Source organism: Tatumella citrea (assembly GCF_002163585.1).
In the GTDB taxonomy this organism is placed as follows: domain Bacteria; phylum Pseudomonadota; class Gammaproteobacteria; order Enterobacterales; family Enterobacteriaceae; genus Tatumella; species Tatumella citrea.
In genome coordinates this window covers 3780796-3798144 of the sequence record NZ_CP015579.1, presented here as the reverse complement: position 1 = coordinate 3798144, position 17349 = coordinate 3780796, and the positions used below count along the sequence as shown (strand labels likewise).

At 51.1% G+C, this 17349-nt stretch carries 15 protein-coding genes; 8 read left to right on the top strand and 7 right to left on the bottom strand.

Features of this window, described 5'->3' with window-relative positions:
• Positions 1–51: 51 nt before the first annotated feature.
• Positions 52–1695: an alpha-keto acid decarboxylase family protein gene (locus A7K98_RS18025; RefSeq protein WP_087489804.1), complete on the top strand. Its 1644-nt coding sequence runs from the start codon at positions 52–54 to the stop codon at positions 1693–1695.
• Between the two features lie 469 nt (positions 1696–2164).
• The gene (locus A7K98_RS18020; protein WP_087489803.1) at positions 2165–4537 is read left to right on the top strand and encodes a glucose/quinate/shikimate family membrane-bound PQQ-dependent dehydrogenase; all 2373 of its coding nucleotides are present in this window, start codon (positions 2165–2167) and stop codon (positions 4535–4537) included.
• Between the two features lie 90 nt (positions 4538–4627).
• Here A7K98_RS18020 and A7K98_RS18015 read toward each other — a convergent pair whose 3' ends face one another.
• Positions 4628–5422: an AraC family transcriptional regulator gene (locus A7K98_RS18015; RefSeq protein ID WP_087489802.1), complete on the bottom strand. Its 795-nt coding sequence runs from the start codon at positions 5420–5422 to the stop codon at positions 4628–4630.
• 109 nt (positions 5423–5531) lie between these two features.
• On the opposite strand from A7K98_RS18015, the gene A7K98_RS18010 reads away from it, so the two are divergent.
• Complete coding sequence (locus A7K98_RS18010) at positions 5532–6356, top strand: sulfite exporter TauE/SafE family protein (protein ID WP_198361117.1); 825 nt, start codon at positions 5532–5534, stop codon at positions 6354–6356.
• A 16-nt stretch (positions 6357–6372) separates the two neighbouring features.
• On the opposite strand, the gene A7K98_RS18005 is transcribed toward A7K98_RS18010, so the two are convergent.
• Both A7K98_RS18005 and soxS read right to left on the bottom strand, forming a co-directional pair.
• On the bottom strand, positions 6373–6654 hold the full coding sequence (locus tag A7K98_RS18005) for a YjcB family protein (RefSeq protein WP_087489800.1): 282 nt from the start codon (positions 6652–6654) through the stop codon (positions 6373–6375).
• Positions 6655–6906: 252 nt separating this feature from the next.
• The gene (gene soxS, locus A7K98_RS18000) at positions 6907–7317 is read right to left on the bottom strand and encodes a superoxide response transcriptional regulator SoxS (RefSeq protein WP_087489799.1); all 411 of its coding nucleotides are present in this window, start codon (positions 7315–7317) and stop codon (positions 6907–6909) included.
• 102 nt (positions 7318–7419) lie between these two features.
• On the opposite strand from soxS, the gene soxR reads away from it, so the two are divergent.
• On the top strand, positions 7420–7959 hold the full coding sequence (soxR, locus tag A7K98_RS17995; protein ID WP_087489798.1) for a redox-sensitive transcriptional activator SoxR: 540 nt from the start codon (positions 7420–7422) through the stop codon (positions 7957–7959).
• A 306-nt stretch (positions 7960–8265) separates the two neighbouring features.
• Positions 8266–9915 (top strand): Na+/H+ antiporter, encoded by a 1650-nt coding sequence (locus tag A7K98_RS17990; protein ID WP_087489797.1) that lies wholly within the window; start codon positions 8266–8268, stop codon positions 9913–9915.
• Positions 9916–9957: 42 nt separating this feature from the next.
• Here the strand turns inward: A7K98_RS17990 and A7K98_RS17985 are convergent, their stop codons facing one another.
• Positions 9958–10860, bottom strand: a complete 903-nt coding sequence (locus A7K98_RS17985; RefSeq protein WP_087489796.1) for a LysR family transcriptional regulator — start codon at positions 10858–10860, stop codon at positions 9958–9960.
• 102 nt (positions 10861–10962) lie between these two features.
• On the opposite strand from A7K98_RS17985, the gene A7K98_RS17980 reads away from it, so the two are divergent.
• The 3 genes from A7K98_RS17980 to A7K98_RS17970 all read left to right on the top strand — a co-directional run bounded on the left by A7K98_RS17980 (position 10963) and on the right by A7K98_RS17970 (position 12742).
• The gene (locus A7K98_RS17980) at positions 10963–11391 is read left to right on the top strand and encodes a CidA/LrgA family protein (RefSeq protein ID WP_087489795.1); all 429 of its coding nucleotides are present in this window, start codon (positions 10963–10965) and stop codon (positions 11389–11391) included.
• Positions 11384–12079 (top strand): LrgB family protein, encoded by a 696-nt coding sequence (locus tag A7K98_RS17975; RefSeq protein ID WP_087489794.1) that lies wholly within the window; start codon positions 11384–11386, stop codon positions 12077–12079. Before A7K98_RS17980 ends, A7K98_RS17975 begins: the two co-directional genes overlap by 8 nt.
• 120 nt (positions 12080–12199) lie before the next feature.
• Positions 12200–12742: a YfaZ family outer membrane protein gene (locus tag A7K98_RS17970; protein ID WP_087489793.1), complete on the top strand. Its 543-nt coding sequence runs from the start codon at positions 12200–12202 to the stop codon at positions 12740–12742.
• A gap of 38 nt (positions 12743–12780) precedes the next feature.
• Here A7K98_RS17970 and A7K98_RS17965 read toward each other — a convergent pair whose 3' ends face one another.
• The 3 genes from A7K98_RS17965 to acs form a co-directional block, all read right to left on the bottom strand.
• Positions 12781–14433: a cation acetate symporter gene (locus tag A7K98_RS17965; RefSeq protein ID WP_087489792.1), complete on the bottom strand. Its 1653-nt coding sequence runs from the start codon at positions 14431–14433 to the stop codon at positions 12781–12783.
• Entirely contained in the window at positions 14430–14741 is a 312-nt protein-coding gene (locus A7K98_RS17960) for a DUF485 domain-containing protein (protein ID WP_087489791.1), read from the bottom strand. The genes A7K98_RS17965 and A7K98_RS17960 overlap by 4 nt, the downstream gene beginning before the upstream one ends.
• Positions 14742–14936: 195 nt before the next feature.
• Entirely contained in the window at positions 14937–16892 is a 1956-nt protein-coding gene (gene acs / locus A7K98_RS17955) for an acetate--CoA ligase (protein ID WP_087489790.1), read from the bottom strand.
• Positions 16893–17349: the final 457 nt, after the last annotated feature.

The following is a 17349-nucleotide window of genomic DNA, read 5'->3' as shown; positions in this document are numbered from 1 at the left end:
TCCCCGCGACGTTGACGACGTTACACCCCTTTATTCTGAGTGGAGAATGTCATGAAACAAACAGTGATTGAATATGTGCTTGAGCGGATTGCTGATTTAGGGATCCGCGATATTTTTGGTGTTGCCGGTGATTATGCCTTTCCGATAGAAGACGCAATATGTGCCAGTACTACATTGCGCTGGGTCGGTAACTGTAATGAATTAAATGCTGCTTATGCCGCTGACGGCTATGCCCGGGTTAACGGGGTGGCAGCATTAGCGACTACGTTTGGTGTTGGTGAACTCAGCGCTCTGAATGGTATTGCCGGTTCATATGCCGAGAACCTGCCGGTGATCCACCTGGTAGGTATGCCGGCCAGCGCGGTGCAGAATAAGCGGCGCCTGGTTCACCATACTTTGGGAGATGGCGATTTTTCGGTGTTCTATAAAATGTCTCAGGGAGTGGTCTGTGCCCATGCGCTTCTGACCCCGGACAACTGTATCGCTGAAACGGAACGGGTGATTGCCTGCGCTTTACGTGAACGACGCCCGGTCTATTTGGGGATTGCCTCAGATCATGCGGAAATGCCGGTAACCGGTGAGGCTATTTCTCTGCCAACACCGAAAAGCGATCCACTGGCGCTGGATGCCGCGCTGACTGCTATCCATCAGCGGCTCAGTCACTGCCGGAGTGCCTGCATTCTGCCCGGAGTAATAGTAGCAAGACGTGGTCTGCGGGAAGAAGTCACCTGTCTGGCAGAACGCAGCGGGTTGCCGTTCGCCACCATGTTTATGGATAAAAGTGTGCTGGATGAATCCCTCCCTAATTATCTTGGGATGTACGACGGACAACTGATGAATGAACCGGTCAGGGAGTTTGTCGAAAATTGCGACTGCGTACTGGGGATTGGTGTGGTCATGACCGACTTTAACTCCGGCTGTTTCACCGCCCGACTGGCTGTAGAAAACACCATTAATATTCACTCAGAATCTGTTGACGTCGGAGAAGTGAGTTTTCCGAATGTATTTATGAAAGATGTGCTCGACGGGCTCAACCGGCAAATCCGGCCGATGCAGGTGAATGCACCACAGGCGACAGGGTGCGGGAAACCAGAGATTCCTGCATCCGGTGAAATCAGTGTCGGTTACCTTTATCCGCGCCTGGAGCAAATGCTGAAATCAGATGACATTATTATTGCGGAAACCGGTACCTGCTCAATGGGGTTGGGATTTGCCCGCTTGCCCACCAATGTGCAGTTTCATAACCAGACATTATGGGGTTCTATTGGCTGGGCAACACCCGCCGCTTTTGGGGCTGCTGTCGCGGCACCACAACGCCGGGTGATTTTGCTGACCGGAGAAGGCTCCCATCAGTTAACTGTTCAGGAAATAAGTCAGTTTGGTCGTATGGGCCTGAAACCTATTATTCTGGTGTTGAACAATAACGGTTATCTGATCGAAAGACTGCTGTGTAAACAACCGGAGGCCAGTTATAACAATCTGGCTGGCTGGGAATACAGCAAACTGCCGGAGGCTTTGGGGTGCAAACAGTGGTTTTGTTGCCGGGTGACCCGCTGTGATGAACTGGACGATGCTTTATTGCAGGCAGAAAATGCACAACACGGCAGCTATATCGAGATTGTCACCGGCAGATATGAAGCTCCGGAACTTGCAACTAAACTGCATCAGTCACTCACTGCTCTTTACTCCGCCTGATGTCGTTTACGGACCTTGTGCCGCTGACAGGGTCCGGGTTTTACATCAGCACTCCGCGATTTCCCGCTGGTAATTTGTGAACAGAAAGACAAAATTTGCCAAAATGTGAATTTCACAAAGGTGTGTTATTTCACTGTAAACGTTACCACTCCTCAGCATAAACCTATATAAAGATTATTTTTACTGTTTTTTTATGCCAATTTATTCTCTAAAATTTGGTTTATCTGCAATCCTGGTATATCCGCGATTAAAGTAATATTCCGAATTTTGCCGCTAATTTATGGATTTTTTTACGAAAATTGTGCGAACAAATGAACATTTTTGTTGGTGCCGTGTCACGATTTCTATGAACAAATGTTATTGTCAACGGATCTGGATCACAAAAAACGATATTAAAGACAACTAAAAAGGACTAACCTTATGCGGTTCTTTACATATCTATAAAGTTGTTGATTCTAAGGTTAATTCAATGTCACAGGAATCCAGAGGCCTGCGCCTCATCACACTAGCAATATCAGTATTCTGCACCTTGTGGCTGATAATCGGCGGTGGCTGGTTACTGGCAATTGGCGGCAGCGCTTACTATCTCATCAGCGGCATCGTTATGGCGGTGTTCACTGTGATGCTGATGAAGAAAAGAAGCTGTGCTTTTTATCTTTACTCACTCATTCTGTTAGGCACCGCAATCTGGGCCTACTTCGAATCTGGCCTTGATTTCTGGGCCCTGGCACCTCGTCTTGATATCTGGGTACTGTTTGGTATCTGGATGATTTTGCCGTTTGTTTATCGCCAACTGGCGGCACCAAATCGCAAAGCGACTTCACTGATGGTGGTTGCTATCGTAATCAACCTGGCGATGGTCGTTGGTGCTTTCTTCGGTAAAGACCCTCAGGCAATCTACGGTAACCTGAATGTTGAAGCTCCGGCAACTCAGCCTGCTTCTGCCGGCAATGACTGGACCGCATATGGTGGTACTCAAGCCGGTGACCGTTACTCTTCATTAAGTCAGATCAATGAAAGTAATGTTAAAAACCTGCAGGTAGCATGGGTCTACCAGTCTGGTGATGTAAAACGCCCTGATGATCCGGGTGAGATTACTAATGAATCAACTCCGCTGAAAGTCGGTAACCTGCTGTATACCTGTACTGCGCACCAGATTCTGGTTGCTATTGATGCTGCAACAGGTAAAGAAAAATGGCGTTTTGACCCAAAAATCAAATACGACCCGACCTTCCAGCACATGACCTGTCGTGGTGTTTCTTATCATGACTTTAATACTGCGACTGATCCTCAGAGTGCTCCGGTTTCACCGGCAGCCTGTTCACGCCGCATCTATCTGCCGGTCAATGATGGTCGTCTGATTGCGGTTGATGCTGAAAGTGGTCAGCTGTGTAAAGACTTTGGTAACAACGGTGAGCTGGATCTGCAGCATCAGCAGCCAAATGCTTTCCCGGGTGGCTATGAGCCAACCTCACCTCCGGTGATTACCGATAAAGTGATTGTGATTGCCGGTGCGGTTACCGATAACTACTCAACCCGCGAGCCGTCAGGTGTTATCCGTGGTTTCGACGTGAAAACCGGTAAACTGCTGTGGGCATTCGATCCGGGTGCTAAAGATCCAAACGCAATTCCTGCGGATGGTCAGCACTATACTGCTAACTCGCCAAACTCCTGGGCTCCTTCAGCCTACGATCCGAAACTGGATATGGTGTACCTGCCAATGGGCGTGACTACTCCGGATATCTGGGGCGGAAACCGTACTCCTGAGCAGGAACATTATGCGAGTGGTATCCTGGCGCTGAACGCGACTACCGGTAAAGAAGTCTGGTTCTATCAGACTGTCCACCACGATCTGTGGGATATGGATATTCCGGCGCAGCCTTCACTGGCAGACATTACCGATAAAGACGGTAACAAAGTTCCTGTCATCTACGTTCCGACCAAAGTAGGTAATATCTTTGTTCTGAACCGTGTGACTGGTCAGCTGGTAGTTCCGGCTCCTGAGCGTCCGGTACCGCAAGGTGCAGCGAAAGGCGATCACACTTCTGCGACTCAGCCGTTCTCTGAACTGACCTTCCGTCCGGAAGCGAAACTGACCGACAGTAAGATGTGGGGCGGTACGATGTTTGATCAGATGATCTGTCGTATCATGTTCAAACGTCTGCATTACAATGGAACGTTCACACCACCATCAGAGCAGGGCACCCTGGTATTCCCGGGCAACCTGGGGATGTTTGAGTGGGGTGGTATTTCAGTTAACAGTGGTAGCGAGTTTGCTATTGCTAACCCAATGCAACTGCCATTTGTTTCAAAACTGATCCCACGTGGTCCGAACAACCCAATGGAACCGGGTAAAAACGGTGCCGGCGGTTCAGGTGGTGAGGCAGGTCTGCAACACATGTATGGCGTACCTTTTGGTGTGGAACTGAATCCGTTCCTGTCACCGTTCGGTCTGCCATGTATGCAACCGTCATGGGGCTTTGTCTCTGCGGTTAACCTGAAAACTAACCAGATTGTGTGGAAAAAACGTATCGGTACTATCCGTGACAGCGGCGGCCCGATTCCATTACCACCAATTACTGTAGGTACCCCGATGCTGGGTGCACCGATGACCACAGCCGGTAATATCTTCTTTATCGCAGCGACACTGGATGACTACATCCGTGCTTACAGTGTGCGTGACGGTAAACTGTTGTGGCAGGCACGTCTGCCAGCAGGTGGTCAGGCAACGCCAATGACCTATGAAGTAGACGGTAAGCAGTATCTGGTGATTGTTGCGGGCGGACACGGTTCGTTCGGTACTAAAATGGGCGATTATATTGTTGCTTATAAATTACCTTAACAGGTGAGTTCCGGAGGCTGTTATCAGCTTTCGGATTATCCCGGGGTAATCATCATCCCCGCCGGTAGTCAGCTACCGGCGGGGATTTTTTTATCTGTCGGGCAGGGAATTCACCTGTGATGGCGTAGTAGTAAACATGCCGGGAGTTTGCCCGGTCGCCTGACGGAACATGGCCGAGAAGGCGCTGATATTCTGATAGCCAAGAGTCAGTGCTGTGGCAGTAACTGACTCACCCCGGCTTAGTGCCAGGAAACTGTAATTAAGGCAGGCACGCTGTCTCCAAAGACCGAATGACAACCCGGTTTGCTGTCGAAAAAAGCGGCTGAATGTGCGCGGACTTTTATGTAACACGGCTGCCCACTGCTCCGGACGCTGGCGTATATCGGGGTGCCGGTTAAATGCACTGCACAGTGCTTTCAGGGTCGGATCGTAGGGAAGCGGGGTAAACAGCGGGTTAATCCCGGCCAGCGCCAACTCCTGCATGATTAACAGTATCACCAAATCATTCCGGCTCCCGGCCGGATAATCCAGAGGAATGTCTGCAGAAGTGAGCAATAGCTGGTGCAGCAACGAGCTGACATTCAGCACCTCACATTGGGTTGCAGGGCGTGGTGCTGCGGCCGGCTCAATATACAGGCTGCGGGTACTGGCCCCGAGCATTCTCACCGCATGAGTCTTACCTGCAGGTATCCAGACCCCATTGCCAGGCAACACCATCCATTGGCCTTCTTCACTGTTAACTTCCATCAGACCGCTGATGCTGTAGAGAAATTGCGCTCTGCGATGCTGGTGCGGAGCCAGCCAGGTATCGGGGGGATAGTCGGTCGCCAGAGCCAGTACTGTGCGTGGAATATGATCGACGTTGTTAATCGGTGTGTTACGCATGACCTGTCTCAGATGGCCCGAATTCGTTAATGATTGTCCTGAACCCGTAATTAAGTCATTCCCTGAAGTTTGTATACTCTGACCCACAGTAGCGGACAGGTAAATATTTATGATGGTTTTTTTAGCGATTGCCGGAGTTATTTCAGGGATCACCACGGTGCTATTTGGATTTGGTGGCGGGTTTATTACCGTGCCGCTGTTGGTATCGGTACTGGCGGCACAGCATTTACCCACTGATGCCGGGGGAGGAGAGGTGATGCAAATCGCGGTGGCAACTTCTGCTGCAGTGATGCTGTTCTCATCCCTGGTGGCCAGTCTGCGTCAGAGACAGTTACTCAGGCAACTGGCCGGGGTATTAAAACCTTTGTGGCTGATGATTGCGGTAGGTGGCGTTGTCGGAGCTGTGGCGGCACAGTTCAGCAGCGGGCAGTGGATTCGTGCGGGATTTGTGGTCTATCTGCTACTAACATTGCTGGATTGCCTGTTTCGGCCTGGTTTTTTACGCACGGCGCCTGCCGGAGAAGCAGGGATTCAGCCACTGAAACATTCTGCGCTGGCAGGGGGGCTGATCGGTGTAATTGCTGCGTTTCTCGGTGTTGGCGGTAGTGTGATGACGGTTCCGCTGATGCGGCGACGGGGAGCGACCATGGTACAGGCCGCAGCGTTAGCAAATCCACTCACCCTGCCGATGGCGCTGACTGCCACCCTGACCTATGCAATCACATCGCTGTATTACTCAGCACCTTCGATGCCAGGATTTGTGGGCTATATCGATGTGCAGGCCGCTATTATCCTGATGGCTGCCAGCTTTGTCGGAATGTGGCTGGCTGGTCATATGGCCTCGCAGGTACCGGATCAGTTACACGCACGGCTCTATCCGTGGCTGCTTAGCCCGGTACTGGTGGCAATGATATGTCTTCCTGTCGGCCACTAAGACCGTATGGCACTGATTAGTAGGTTGGCCAGCTTGACGGTGTCATTTCCATCACATTAATAAACGCTTCCTGAGCACTGCTGACAAACAAATGCCATTGCTGCATGCTCAGTGTGATGCCCATCAGACCAGTGACAAACCAGCATGACATAACGACACCAATGCTGCTGCAAACAAAGCTAAAGAAATAGTGACTGTTCTGCCGGCATTTAATTTTCACTGTGCTGGCGAGAAACATTACGATAGCACTGAGCAACCCCCAGCGCATGATGAGAAAACCTGCAGTTAATGTGCCCATTTTTTCTACCCGTGACAGATGCTTATAACAATTTTTCGAGTGACATAAACTCCGTCATCCGGGAAAACTGCAGCGGGAGCTGTACCTGGCGGGGACGGAATTTTGTGATGCAGGTCACATTATAGGCTTTTTTGTAAGAAAATCGAACGAAAAATACACGCTGTGTAAGTTTTTGTGGCAACAGGGCAACAGGCAGGCGGGAAATTATCTGAACATGCAGGGTGCCGCCGGTGAGGGCGGCAACATGACGACTTACATCATCCCCGATACGGACGCCGGGCGAGCTGAAGATAACCGGGACTCGCGGTTAATACTCTCAGCCGGGCTGAGTTCGCGGCAGCGCATCGCCTGACGATAAGCGGTAGGGGTTTGATCAAACTGACGGCGAAACACCCGTGAAAAGGTTTGCTGTGATTCATAGCCATACTGCAGAGCAATATCAAACACCGGGCGGCGGGTTTTGCAAAGTGCATCTGCGGCCATTTCCAGCCGGCGTTCGCGAATATAATCACCCAGCGTCTGCTGTGTCACTGCCCGGAACATACGTTGCAGATGCCATTTCGAATATCCTGATTTAGCAGCGACTTCATCGATCGATAAATGTTTCCCAAGGTTCTGATTGATCCACTGGGTTAACGAATGAATGATTTCTTCTTGCATCATAGTTCTGTCCTGTACGGCGAATATTATCACCGGGAGTGGTTCGGGATTTTTGCGTCGGAGTGGAGTATAATTCCTCAAGTTAACTTGAGGTAAAGGCCGAAAATGAAAAAAGAGAGAAACTATCCAAAACCGGTCCTGACACCCGGCGAAGTTGCCCGCCGAAGTGGGGTCGCAGTCTCTGCCCTGCATTTTTATGAAAGCAAAGGGCTCATTTCCAGTACCCGCAACAGTGGAAATCAGCGGCGGTACAGCCGTGATGTACTGCGTCGGGTGGCAATTATTAAAGTGGCACAGCGTATTGGTATTCCTCTGGCGTCGGTCAGCGAAAATCTGGCGCAACTGCCGCCGAATAAGCGGATGTCTGCCGGTGAATGGGAGGCTTTAACCCTGCACTGGCGTGAAGAACTGGATAAAAGAATCGCTACCCTGACTCATTTACGGGATGATTTGAACGGATGTATTGGTTGTGGCTGCCTTTCAATGCGCGATTGTCCGTTACGAAATCCGGGGGATCAGCTGGCGGCCAGTGGGCAGGGCGCCGTATTACTGGAACGAGGCCCTGCGGGGGAAACACTTGCCATCACCGATACCGATGATTTGACTCCTTCGGTGAGAAAGCGTCGCTCCCCATCCTCAGAATAATGAGCGCCGGGTTTTCCGGAAACAATCTGGCAGCTTGCACTGAGTGATTTATCAGGGGGCTGACTGAAATCCGTCGATGGGTGGGTTGCTGTTGCCGGGCAACCGGGCTTCTGTCCGGGCCGGATTGCGGTGGTTACGGTGAGCGCCGGGCACAGGCAGAAACCTGGAGAAATCCGTAAAGGACCGGTTTGGCCGCATTTTCGCACACCAGGATGCATTTAACTCCCTTATTTTGTTTTACACTATTACTGTATCTGATTTGTTCCTGGTTCATAAAACGCCTGTGGAAGAGGCTTAAAGGAAAGCATGGAAATCTTTTTTACCATTTTGATCATGACATTAGTGGTATCCCTGTCTGGAGTTGCAGGCCGGTTACTCCCGTTTCATATTCCCCTGCCACTGGTGCAGATTATCTCCGGGGCGATACTGGCATGGCCTTCAATCGGACTGCATGTCGATTTTGATCCGGAGCTATTCCTGGTCCTGTTTATTCCGCCATTGCTGTTCGCTGATGGCTGGAAAACTCCGACCAGTGAGTTTTTGCATCATGGGCGTGAAATTATCGGGCTGGCACTGGTGCTGGTACTGATTACAGTCGTGGGTATTGGTTATCTTATTTACTGGGCAGTACCTGGTATTCCGTTGATTCCGGCGTTTGCCCTGGCTGCCGTTCTGTCGCCAACCGATGCCGTCGCCTTATCCGGGATTGTCGGGGAAGGGCGAATTCCTAAAAAAATCATGTCGATAGTTCAGGGTGAAGCCCTGATGAATGATGCATCCGGCCTGGTGTCGCTGAAGTTTGCGGTGGCAGTTGCCATGGGTACCATGGTGTTTAGCTGGTCCGGAGCCACCCTCGAATTTTTAAAAGTAGCTATAGGCGGATTAGCCGCCGGGGTAATTATTTGCTGGTTGTACGGTAAATCTCTGCGTTTGCTAAGCCGCTGGAGCGGTGATGACCCTGCAACCCAGACGGTATTATTGCTGTTGTTACCTTTTGCTTCTTATATTATCGCTGAACATTTCGGTTTTTCCGGCATCCTGGCCGCGGTGGCCGCAGGGATGACCATTACCCGTTCCGGAATTATTCGTCAGGCTCCGCTGGCGATGCGTCTGAGAGCAAACAGCGTCTGGCAGATGCTGGAATTCGTGTTTAACGGCATGGTGTTTTTAATGTTGGGGCTTCAACTGCCCAGCATTCTCGAAACATCGATTCAGCAGGCTAATGCCGATGCCAACGTTAATATCTGGACATTGTTTGCCGATGTAGGCCTGGTGTATGTCGCTTTGCTGGTGGTACGTTTTGGCTGGTTGTTTATCATGCAACGGCTGAGTGTCCGGTTACTGAAGAAAAACCCAATGGAGTTCAGCAACTATTCGTTCCGTGAGTTGCTGATTGCTACTTTCGCCGGAGTTCGTGGAGCGGTGACCCTCGCCGGTGTGCTGTCAGTTCCTTTATATCTGGCAAATGGCGATGCCTTTCCCGCGCGTTATGAACTGGTGTTCCTTGCCACCGGAGTCATCATGTTCTCGCTGATCGTGGGCGTGATTATTCTGCCGATACTGTTACGTGGCATTCCGGGTATGGATAAGAGTGAGAATGCCCGTGAACTGAGGACTGCCCGTGCGGTAATGGCGAAGGTCGCTATCGACAGTTTGTATAAAATGGAAGAGCGCCTGGGGAAAGATAGCGAAGAAAATATCGATCCTGATGTCCTGAAAGAGGTCAGCTCCCGGGTGACCGGAAATCTGCGACGCAGAATTGACGGCAAAGAAGATGTAGAGCGGGCGATGTTTGCCGAAAACCTTGAACGGCGTTTCCGTCTGGCGGCCCTGCGCGCTGAACGGGCAGAGGTTTATCATATGCGTGCGACTCAACAAATCAGCAATGAGTCGATGCAGAAGCTTCTGCGCGATCTCGACCTGTTGGAAGCATTGCTGATCGAAAAAGAAGAGTGATCACTGTTGGAGTCACCTGGCAGCACAGGTGACTTCGGCCGTTTAAATAGACAGTACCGGAGAGTCTCCGGGCCAGAATTTCCGGCAGCAATCGATCCATGCCCTGGTGCTGCTGGAAATGTAATTCCCTTCACGCCAGACTAATCCCAACGTCCACGTTAGCTCTGATTCCAGCGGGATCCACAGTAACGAAGTGGGGTCCAGTCTCTGGCAAATCGGTTCCGGCAGAATTGCCACCCCCATATCCGCCTGTACCATGGCGGCCAGAAAATCCCACTGTCCGCTGCGAATAGCAATCGTCGGCGACAACCCCAGACGCTGAAAAGTTTTATGTAACTGGCGGTTCAGCGAAAACTCTTCGTTAAATACCAGTAGCGGGTAACGGGCGACATCCTGCAGCGTCAGGCTTTTCCGCTGTAACCACTCTTCGGTGCGAGGGACCAGCACACATAACGGATGTTCCATGAGCGGCAACACCTGCAACGGGAATTCACTCTCGGCGGGCAGCGCGGTCATGGCTATATCAAGACGCCCCTGCAGCACCGCCTGTTGCGCTGCCAGGCCGCCAAATTCAGAAATTTTAAGTTCGACACCCGGATAACGTTTATGAAAAGCGGAAATAGAACCGACAATCTGCATGCCTACCATCGGTGGGATCCCCAGCCGTAATTCACCGGTGGTCAGCTGGTTAATATCACTGATTTCGGCCTCCAGCTGGCGAAACTCCTGCAAAATTGCATTGCCGCGCTGGTAGACCGCTTTGCCGCTGTCGGTCAGGTACAGTTTTCGTCCTTCCCTCAACAGCAAGGTGCAGCCCAGTTCTTCCTCCAGTTGCCGCAGCATTTTGCTGATAGTCGGTTGAGTGACATACAGTTTTTCTGCCGCACGGGTGAAGCTTTGTTGACGTACCACCTCAGTAAAGTAACGAATCGCTCTCACATCCATAACTATTCCTAAATGGCATGGTTGGGATAATTTTAGTTCATTTTATTCACCCTGTGGTCAGGCTGTATACTAATTTCATTAATTTTCCTGGAGGAATTCGCCATGCTTGCAGCCCTTCGTTCACAGCGGCTGACAAAATTACCACGGTTGTTGCAGTTGCCTGTGCAGGTACTGATTTATATCGTTTTTTTTCTGTTTTCCCAACAACTGGTAGTGTGGCTGCATATTCCTTTGCCAGCAAATATTGTCGGTATGATATTGATGCTGATATTGATTGTGACCAAAGTTTTACCCGTGAAGTGGGTAAAAGCCGGTTCCAACTGGCTACTGGCCGAAATGCTGTTGTTTTTCGTCCCGGCGGTCGTGGCAGTGATTAACTATGGAACATTACTCCGTGAGGATGGTGTGCGTATCTGCCTGGTGATTGCTATCAGTACCGTATTGGTCCTGTCAGCGACCTCCTTTGTGGTTGAGCGCATCTATCGTTATGAAACACAGCGTGCAGAACGCAGGCAGGGCCGTGATGAATGATTTAGTGATTAGTCTGTTATGTGCGGTAGTCACTGTTCTGGTCTATTACCTGAATAAACGGCTCTACCGCCGCTGGCGTACTCTGCTGTTGATGCCACTGGTGATGACTCCGTTGGTTCTGGTAGTTCTGCTGCTGGTGACCCATATCAGCTGGAGTGACTATATTGCTCAAAGCCACTGGCTGTTATGGTTGTTGGGCCCGGCGACCTTAGCATTTGCGGTGCCGGTGTATGAGAATATCTACATTATCCGCCGTCACTGGATGTCACTCAGTGCCGGGGTGATAACTGCAACCCTGGTCGCGGTATGCAGTTCGGTCTGGCTGGCACGGCTGTTTACTTTGCCGGAAGAGATTCAGCGCAGCCTTGCCGTTCGCTCTATTACCACTCCGTTTGCTCTGGCTGCCGCGCAGCAGGAAGGAGGACAGCCCGATTTAGTCGCGTTGTTTGTGGTTCTGACTGGCGTATTTGGCATGGCGATTGGGGACTTTATGTTTCTCCGGCTGGCGATTAAACAAAGCCTGGCAAAAGGCGCTGGCCTCGGGGCTGCATCTCACGGTGCCGGTACGGCGAAGGCTTATCAACTGGGACCTCAGGAAGGCGTGGTTTCCAGCCTGGTGATGATGCTGGCGGGTGTTGTTACCGTACTGGCTGCACCGATTATTGGTCATGTGATGTGGCGGGCTTAATCCCCCGCTGATTTCAGAATATGACGAAATATACTTCTGCTTACCTATAAACAGGTTGCCGCCCCTATTTTATGCTGTTCCAATACCGGGTGCGCGTTTTTATTAACCAGGAGTATCACAATGAAAAAAATTATCCTCGCTGCAGGAGTAGCAGGTTTACTGGTCAGCGGTATGGCCCAGGCGATTGAAGGTGGAGTGGACATTGGCAGAAAGAGCACCAACCTGAATCTTGGTCTGGGTACCGCATCGCCAGGGTTGTTTGTTAAAGGCAACTGGCTGCGCAGTAATGATGACGGAAGCGTCACCGGCGCAGCACTGGGCTATAACCTGTCCGTAGGTCCGTTAAATTTCTCCCCGACAGCCAAAGCACTGTTTACTCATCCTGAAGACAGTAAAGATGGTTTTGCCGTTGCCGTTGGTTCCGGTGTCAGCTATCAACTGAATAACATGTGGGGCGTGTATGGTGAATATTATTACGCACCAAAATCGTTCTCTACTCATCTGCAAAACTACCAGGAAGCCGCCGGTGGTGTCAGCTTTTCTCCTATCTCTATGCTGAGCCTGCGGGCTGGTTATCAGTATGTTGAGCTGAACAATAAAGGCGACAATAAAAATAATGTACTGGTTGATGGCCCGTACATAAGTGCCTCAGTGAACTTCTGAGTCTTCTCCCCCGCAGGTAAGCCTGCGGGGGTACCTGCTTAGTGTGCTTTGCCCTGATCTATCCCAATACCGGTCTGTGACCGGATAAACTGCGCAGTGAAACGTTCCCGCTCACTTCTTCCCGCCACCGAATGGTCGGTGACCGAAAACAGCCAGCAGCAGACAAACGCAACCAGCATGGAAAACAGCGCTGGATATTCATAGGGATAAACGGGTTTATCGTGTCCCAGTACCTGCACCCAGATAGTCGGGCCGAGGATCATCAACACAATGGCGGTGAGTAAGCCCAGCCAGCCACCAGTGACCGCTCCACGGGTAGTCAATCCCCGCCAGTACATTGACAGCAGAATGATTGGGAAATTACAGCTGGCTGCGATAGAGAATGCCAGGCCGACCATAAAGGCAATATTCTGTTTTTCAAACAGAATACCGAGTGCGATCGCAACAACTCCCAATAACAGTACTGTGATCCTCGATACCCGCAACTCCTGCTGTTCGCTGGCGTTACCATTGCGTATTACACTGGCATAGATATCATGCGAAACCGCAGAAGCGCCTGCCAGGGTCAGTCCGGCTACAACCGCCAGAATAGTGGCGAAGGCAACGGCAGAAATAAATCCGAGGAAGGTACTGCCACCCACTGCGTTCGCCAGATGAACCGCGGCCATGTTAGTTCCGCCAGCCAGTGCGCCTGACGCATCCCTGAATTCCGGGTTGGCACTGACCAGTAGAATGGCGCCAAAACCAATAATAAAGGTCAGAAAGTAGAAGTAACCCATAAACCCGGTAGCCCAGAATACGCTCTTACGGGCTTCTTTCGCGTCGGCCACGGTGAAAAAGCGCATCAGGATGTGTGGCAGGCCCGCTGTACCAAACATTAATCCCAGCCCCAGAGACAGTGCCGATATCGGATCACTGACCAGACCGCCAGGCCGCATGATTGCCGCGCCTTTAGGATGGACCGCCATGGCCTGGCTAAACAGGCTGCTGAAACTGAATCCGGCAGCTTTCATCACCATTACAGCCATAAAAGTGGCACCAAACAGCAACAACACTGCTTTGATAATCTGTACCCAGGTCGTTGCCAGCATGCCGCCGAACAGTACATACAACACCATCAGTATCCCGACCATAACTACCGCTACAGGGTAGTTCAGGCCGAACAGCAACTGAATGAGTTTTCCGGCCCCGACCATCTGGGCAATCAGGTACAGCGCGACTACCACCAGTGAACCGCAGGCTGACAGAATGCGGATAGGTTTTTGTTGTAAACGGTAGGAGGCGACATCAGCAAACGTATAACGCCCAAGGTTCCTCAGCCGTTCGGCGATAAGAAACAGAATCATCGGCCAGCCCACCAGGAAACCCAGCGAGTAGATAAGACCGTCATATCCTGAGGTGTAAACCAGTGCCGAAATACCGAGAAATGAGGCGGCAGACATAAAATCACCCGCCATGGCCAGGCCGTTCTGAAAACCGGTGATATTCCCCCCGGCGGTATAGTAATCACTGCGCGAACGGGTCCGGCGTGATGCCCACCAGGTAATTCCCAGGGTAAAAGCCACAAAAACAACAAACATGGCGATTGCCTGATAGTTCACTGGCTGGCGGTGAACCTCACCGGTCAGGGCGTCGGTGGCCAGTAATGACGGGGCATAACAGAGTACCGCGAGTAAGCTGAGTTTTTTCATGATTCGCACTCCCTGATCACCTGGCGGGTTAACCGGTCATATTCCCCGTTTGCCCGCCAGACATACAGCCCGGTCAGCAGGAAAGAGATCACAATTAGCCCCACGCCGATGGGGATGCCGCGGGTCACGCTACTGGTTGCTGACAATGGGGTTCCCAGCCAGCCAGGAGCGAAAGCAATCAGCAATATAAAACCGATGTAGAGCGCCAGCATGATTAGAGAGAGCAGAGTGGCAAAATGTTGTCTCTTCTTTACCAGCTCGCGAAAGGTAGGGTTATCTGCAATTTTCTGACACAAGATATCGTTCATCGCTATGTCTCCGGAGGTAAAATAGTTTGCAGGTCTGTCTGTTTTATTATCCGGTGTTACGTGCCATGGCTGGCCGTTAGCCGGTGATGGACTGCATTTTCAGAGCGGGCATATCTTTGGAACGGAATACGGGGAAAGCGGGGCGGGTGGGCTGAAAACAGGGGCAGAGAACCCGCCCCTGATATTTTCAGGCGATTAAGGCATTTTTATCGACTGTTGTTCTTCGAGCAATTTCTCTACCACACCAGGGTCGGCCAGTGTCGAGGTGTCGCCCAGTCCGGAGGTATCCCCGGTGGCAATTTTTCTCAGGATACGGCGCATGATTTTCCCTGAGCGGGTTTTGGGTAACATATCCGCCCAGTGCAGTACATCCGGGGTAGCAATCGGACCGATTTCTTTGCGCACCCACTGGCGCACCTCGTTATACAGCTCCGGAGTGGGTTCCTCACCGGCATTCAGCGTGATATATGCATAAATAGCCTGCCCTTTGATGGCATGAGGAATACCAACTACTGCGGCTTCGGCGATTTTCGGGTGTGAGACCAGTGCCGATTCGATTTCGGCAGTACCCAGACGGTGGCCGGAGACATTCAACACGTCATCGACACGACCGGTGATCCAGTAATCACCATCCTCATCACGGCGTGCGCCATCGCCACTGAAATAGCAGTTCTTAAAGGTCGAAAAGTAAGTCTGCTCAAAACGGGCATGATCGCCATACAGTGTACGTGCCTGGCCAGGCCAGGAGTCGGTGATCACCAGGTTACCTTCGCAGGCTCCCTCCTGAACCACGCCGTCATTATCGACCAGGGCAGGCTGAACACCAAAGAACGGACGGGTGGCTGAACCGGCTTTCAGTTCGGTTGCTCCCGGCAACGGGGTGATCATAAAACCTCCCGTTTCGGTCTGCCACCAGGTATCGACGATCGGGCAATGGCTGTTGCCGATATTCTGGTAATACCATTCCCAGGCTTCAGGGTTGATAGGCTCACCCACCGAACCGAGGATTCTCAGGCTGGTACGCTCTGTGCCGGCAATCGCCTTATCACCTTCTGCCATCAGAGCACGAATGGCGGTTGGGGCGGTGTAAAGGATAGATACCTGGTGTTTATCAACCACCTGAGACATTCTTGCCGGCGTTGGCCAGTTTGGAACGCCTTCGAAAATCAGGGTTGTTGCGCCACAGGCCAGTGGTCCGTACAACAGGTAACTATGACCGGTAATCCAGCCTACATCGGCAGTACACCAGTAGATATCTTCCGGATGATAATCAAACACATATTTAAAAGTGGTGGCTGCATATACCAGGTAGCCGCCGGTGGTGTGCAGTACACCTTTAGGTTTACCGGTAGAACCTGAGGTATAGAGGATAAATAACGGATCTTCGGCATTCATCGCGACCGGAGTATGTTCAGTACCGGCTTCAGCCATCAGGTCATGCCACCACAGGTCGCGGCCTTCCTGCCAGCCAGGGAATCCGCCCGTTCTGCGGAATACCACAACATTTTTAATGCTGGTGACAGCAGGGTTTTTTAATGCGTCATCGACATTCTTTTTCAGAGGGATGGCGCGTCCTGCCCGGATACCTTCATCCGCAGTGATCACCAGTTTCGCCCCACAATCGACAATTCGACCTGCCACTGCTTCCGGTGAGAAACCGCCAAAAATAACAGTATGCACTGCGCCAATGCGGGCGCAGGCCAGCATGGCGACTGCGGCTTCCGGAACCATTGGCATATAGATGGCCACGACATCGCCTTTACGGATACCTAAATCCGTCAGCATATTGGCTGCACGGCACACCTGTTGGTGTAATTCACGGTAGCTCAGTCGGGTACTCTGGCTGGCATCATCACCTTCCCAGATAATCGCGGTTTTATCCGCATCAGTTGCCAGGTGACGATCAATGCAATTGGCAGCCAGGTTGAGAGTGCCATCCTCAAACCAGCGAATGTTGATATTGCCCGGGGCAAATGAAGTATTTTTTACCTGCTGGTAAGGTGTGATCCAGTCGAGGATTTTGCCCTGTTCAGCCCAAAATGCGTCAGGGTTTTCTACCGAGTTCCGGTACATTTCTGTATATTGCTGCGGATTAATCAGGGCATTTTCAGCAATCCCTGCAGGAATTGGGTGCTTGTGAATCTGGCTCATGTCAGGCCTCCTCTGCTATTGTTAGTATTATGTGACTAAATAGTTAATTAAAGAGCGATGGAAGGAATTTTTTGCTTTTGCGTTGCAGATCACGCGTCAGGGAAAAGTCATATTATCGGGGTGTTTTTTCACTTTAGTGTAAATCACAGGCAAAAGCAGCAATTATAACGATTTCCTCTGGATTGTTATCCGCTTCTGCCAACGGGTTAATGATTCTCAGTGTGTGGTTGGTCGCAAAATTCAGGATATTCTGATCTTATTATCTATTTCTATAACAATTAGTTATAACAGAAATCACCCCGGGGTAAAGATTTTCGGGGTTAATTGTTGTTTTTATTCGTTACGGAATAAGGTTGCCATTACCTGTCCAAAAATGTTACTTATCTATCTCTTATGCAGGGTTTGGCAGCAATTCTCGTCGATTTGAGGTCTGTTTTTACCCGGTGTTTGTTCACTT

What these genes read in the sequence shown, in the direction of transcription:
- A7K98_RS17975 (WP_087489794.1), top strand. Translation starts at nt 11,384, where the DNA reads ATGAATGATTTAGTGATTAGTCTGTTATGTGCGGTAGTCACTGTTCTG.
- A7K98_RS17990 (WP_087489797.1), top strand. Translation starts at nt 8,266, where the DNA reads ATGGAAATCTTTTTTACCATTTTGATCATGACATTAGTGGTATCCCTG.
- A7K98_RS17965 (WP_087489792.1), bottom strand. Translation starts at nt 14,433, where the DNA reads ATGAAAAAACTCAGCTTACTCGCGGTACTCTGTTATGCCCCGTCATTA.
- A7K98_RS17960 (WP_087489791.1), bottom strand. Translation starts at nt 14,741, where the DNA reads ATGAACGATATCTTGTGTCAGAAAATTGCAGATAACCCTACCTTTCGC.
- soxR (WP_087489798.1), top strand. Translation starts at nt 7,420, where the DNA reads ATGAAAAAAGAGAGAAACTATCCAAAACCGGTCCTGACACCCGGCGAA.
- A7K98_RS17985 (WP_087489796.1), bottom strand. Translation starts at nt 10,860, where the DNA reads ATGGATGTGAGAGCGATTCGTTACTTTACTGAGGTGGTACGTCAACAA.
- A7K98_RS17980 (WP_087489795.1), top strand. Translation starts at nt 10,963, where the DNA reads ATGCTTGCAGCCCTTCGTTCACAGCGGCTGACAAAATTACCACGGTTG.
- A7K98_RS18015 (WP_087489802.1), bottom strand. Translation starts at nt 5,422, where the DNA reads ATGCGTAACACACCGATTAACAACGTCGATCATATTCCACGCACAGTA.
- A7K98_RS18025 (WP_087489804.1), top strand. Translation starts at nt 52, where the DNA reads ATGAAACAAACAGTGATTGAATATGTGCTTGAGCGGATTGCTGATTTA.
- A7K98_RS18020 (WP_087489803.1), top strand. Translation starts at nt 2,165, where the DNA reads ATGTCACAGGAATCCAGAGGCCTGCGCCTCATCACACTAGCAATATCA.
- soxS (WP_087489799.1), bottom strand. Translation starts at nt 7,317, where the DNA reads ATGATGCAAGAAGAAATCATTCATTCGTTAACCCAGTGGATCAATCAG.
- A7K98_RS18010 (WP_198361117.1), top strand. Translation starts at nt 5,532, where the DNA reads ATGATGGTTTTTTTAGCGATTGCCGGAGTTATTTCAGGGATCACCACG.
- A7K98_RS18005 (WP_087489800.1), bottom strand. Translation starts at nt 6,654, where the DNA reads ATGGGCACATTAACTGCAGGTTTTCTCATCATGCGCTGGGGGTTGCTC.
- A7K98_RS17970 (WP_087489793.1), top strand. Translation starts at nt 12,200, where the DNA reads ATGAAAAAAATTATCCTCGCTGCAGGAGTAGCAGGTTTACTGGTCAGC.
- acs (WP_087489790.1), bottom strand. Translation starts at nt 16,892, where the DNA reads ATGAGCCAGATTCACAAGCACCCAATTCCTGCAGGGATTGCTGAAAAT.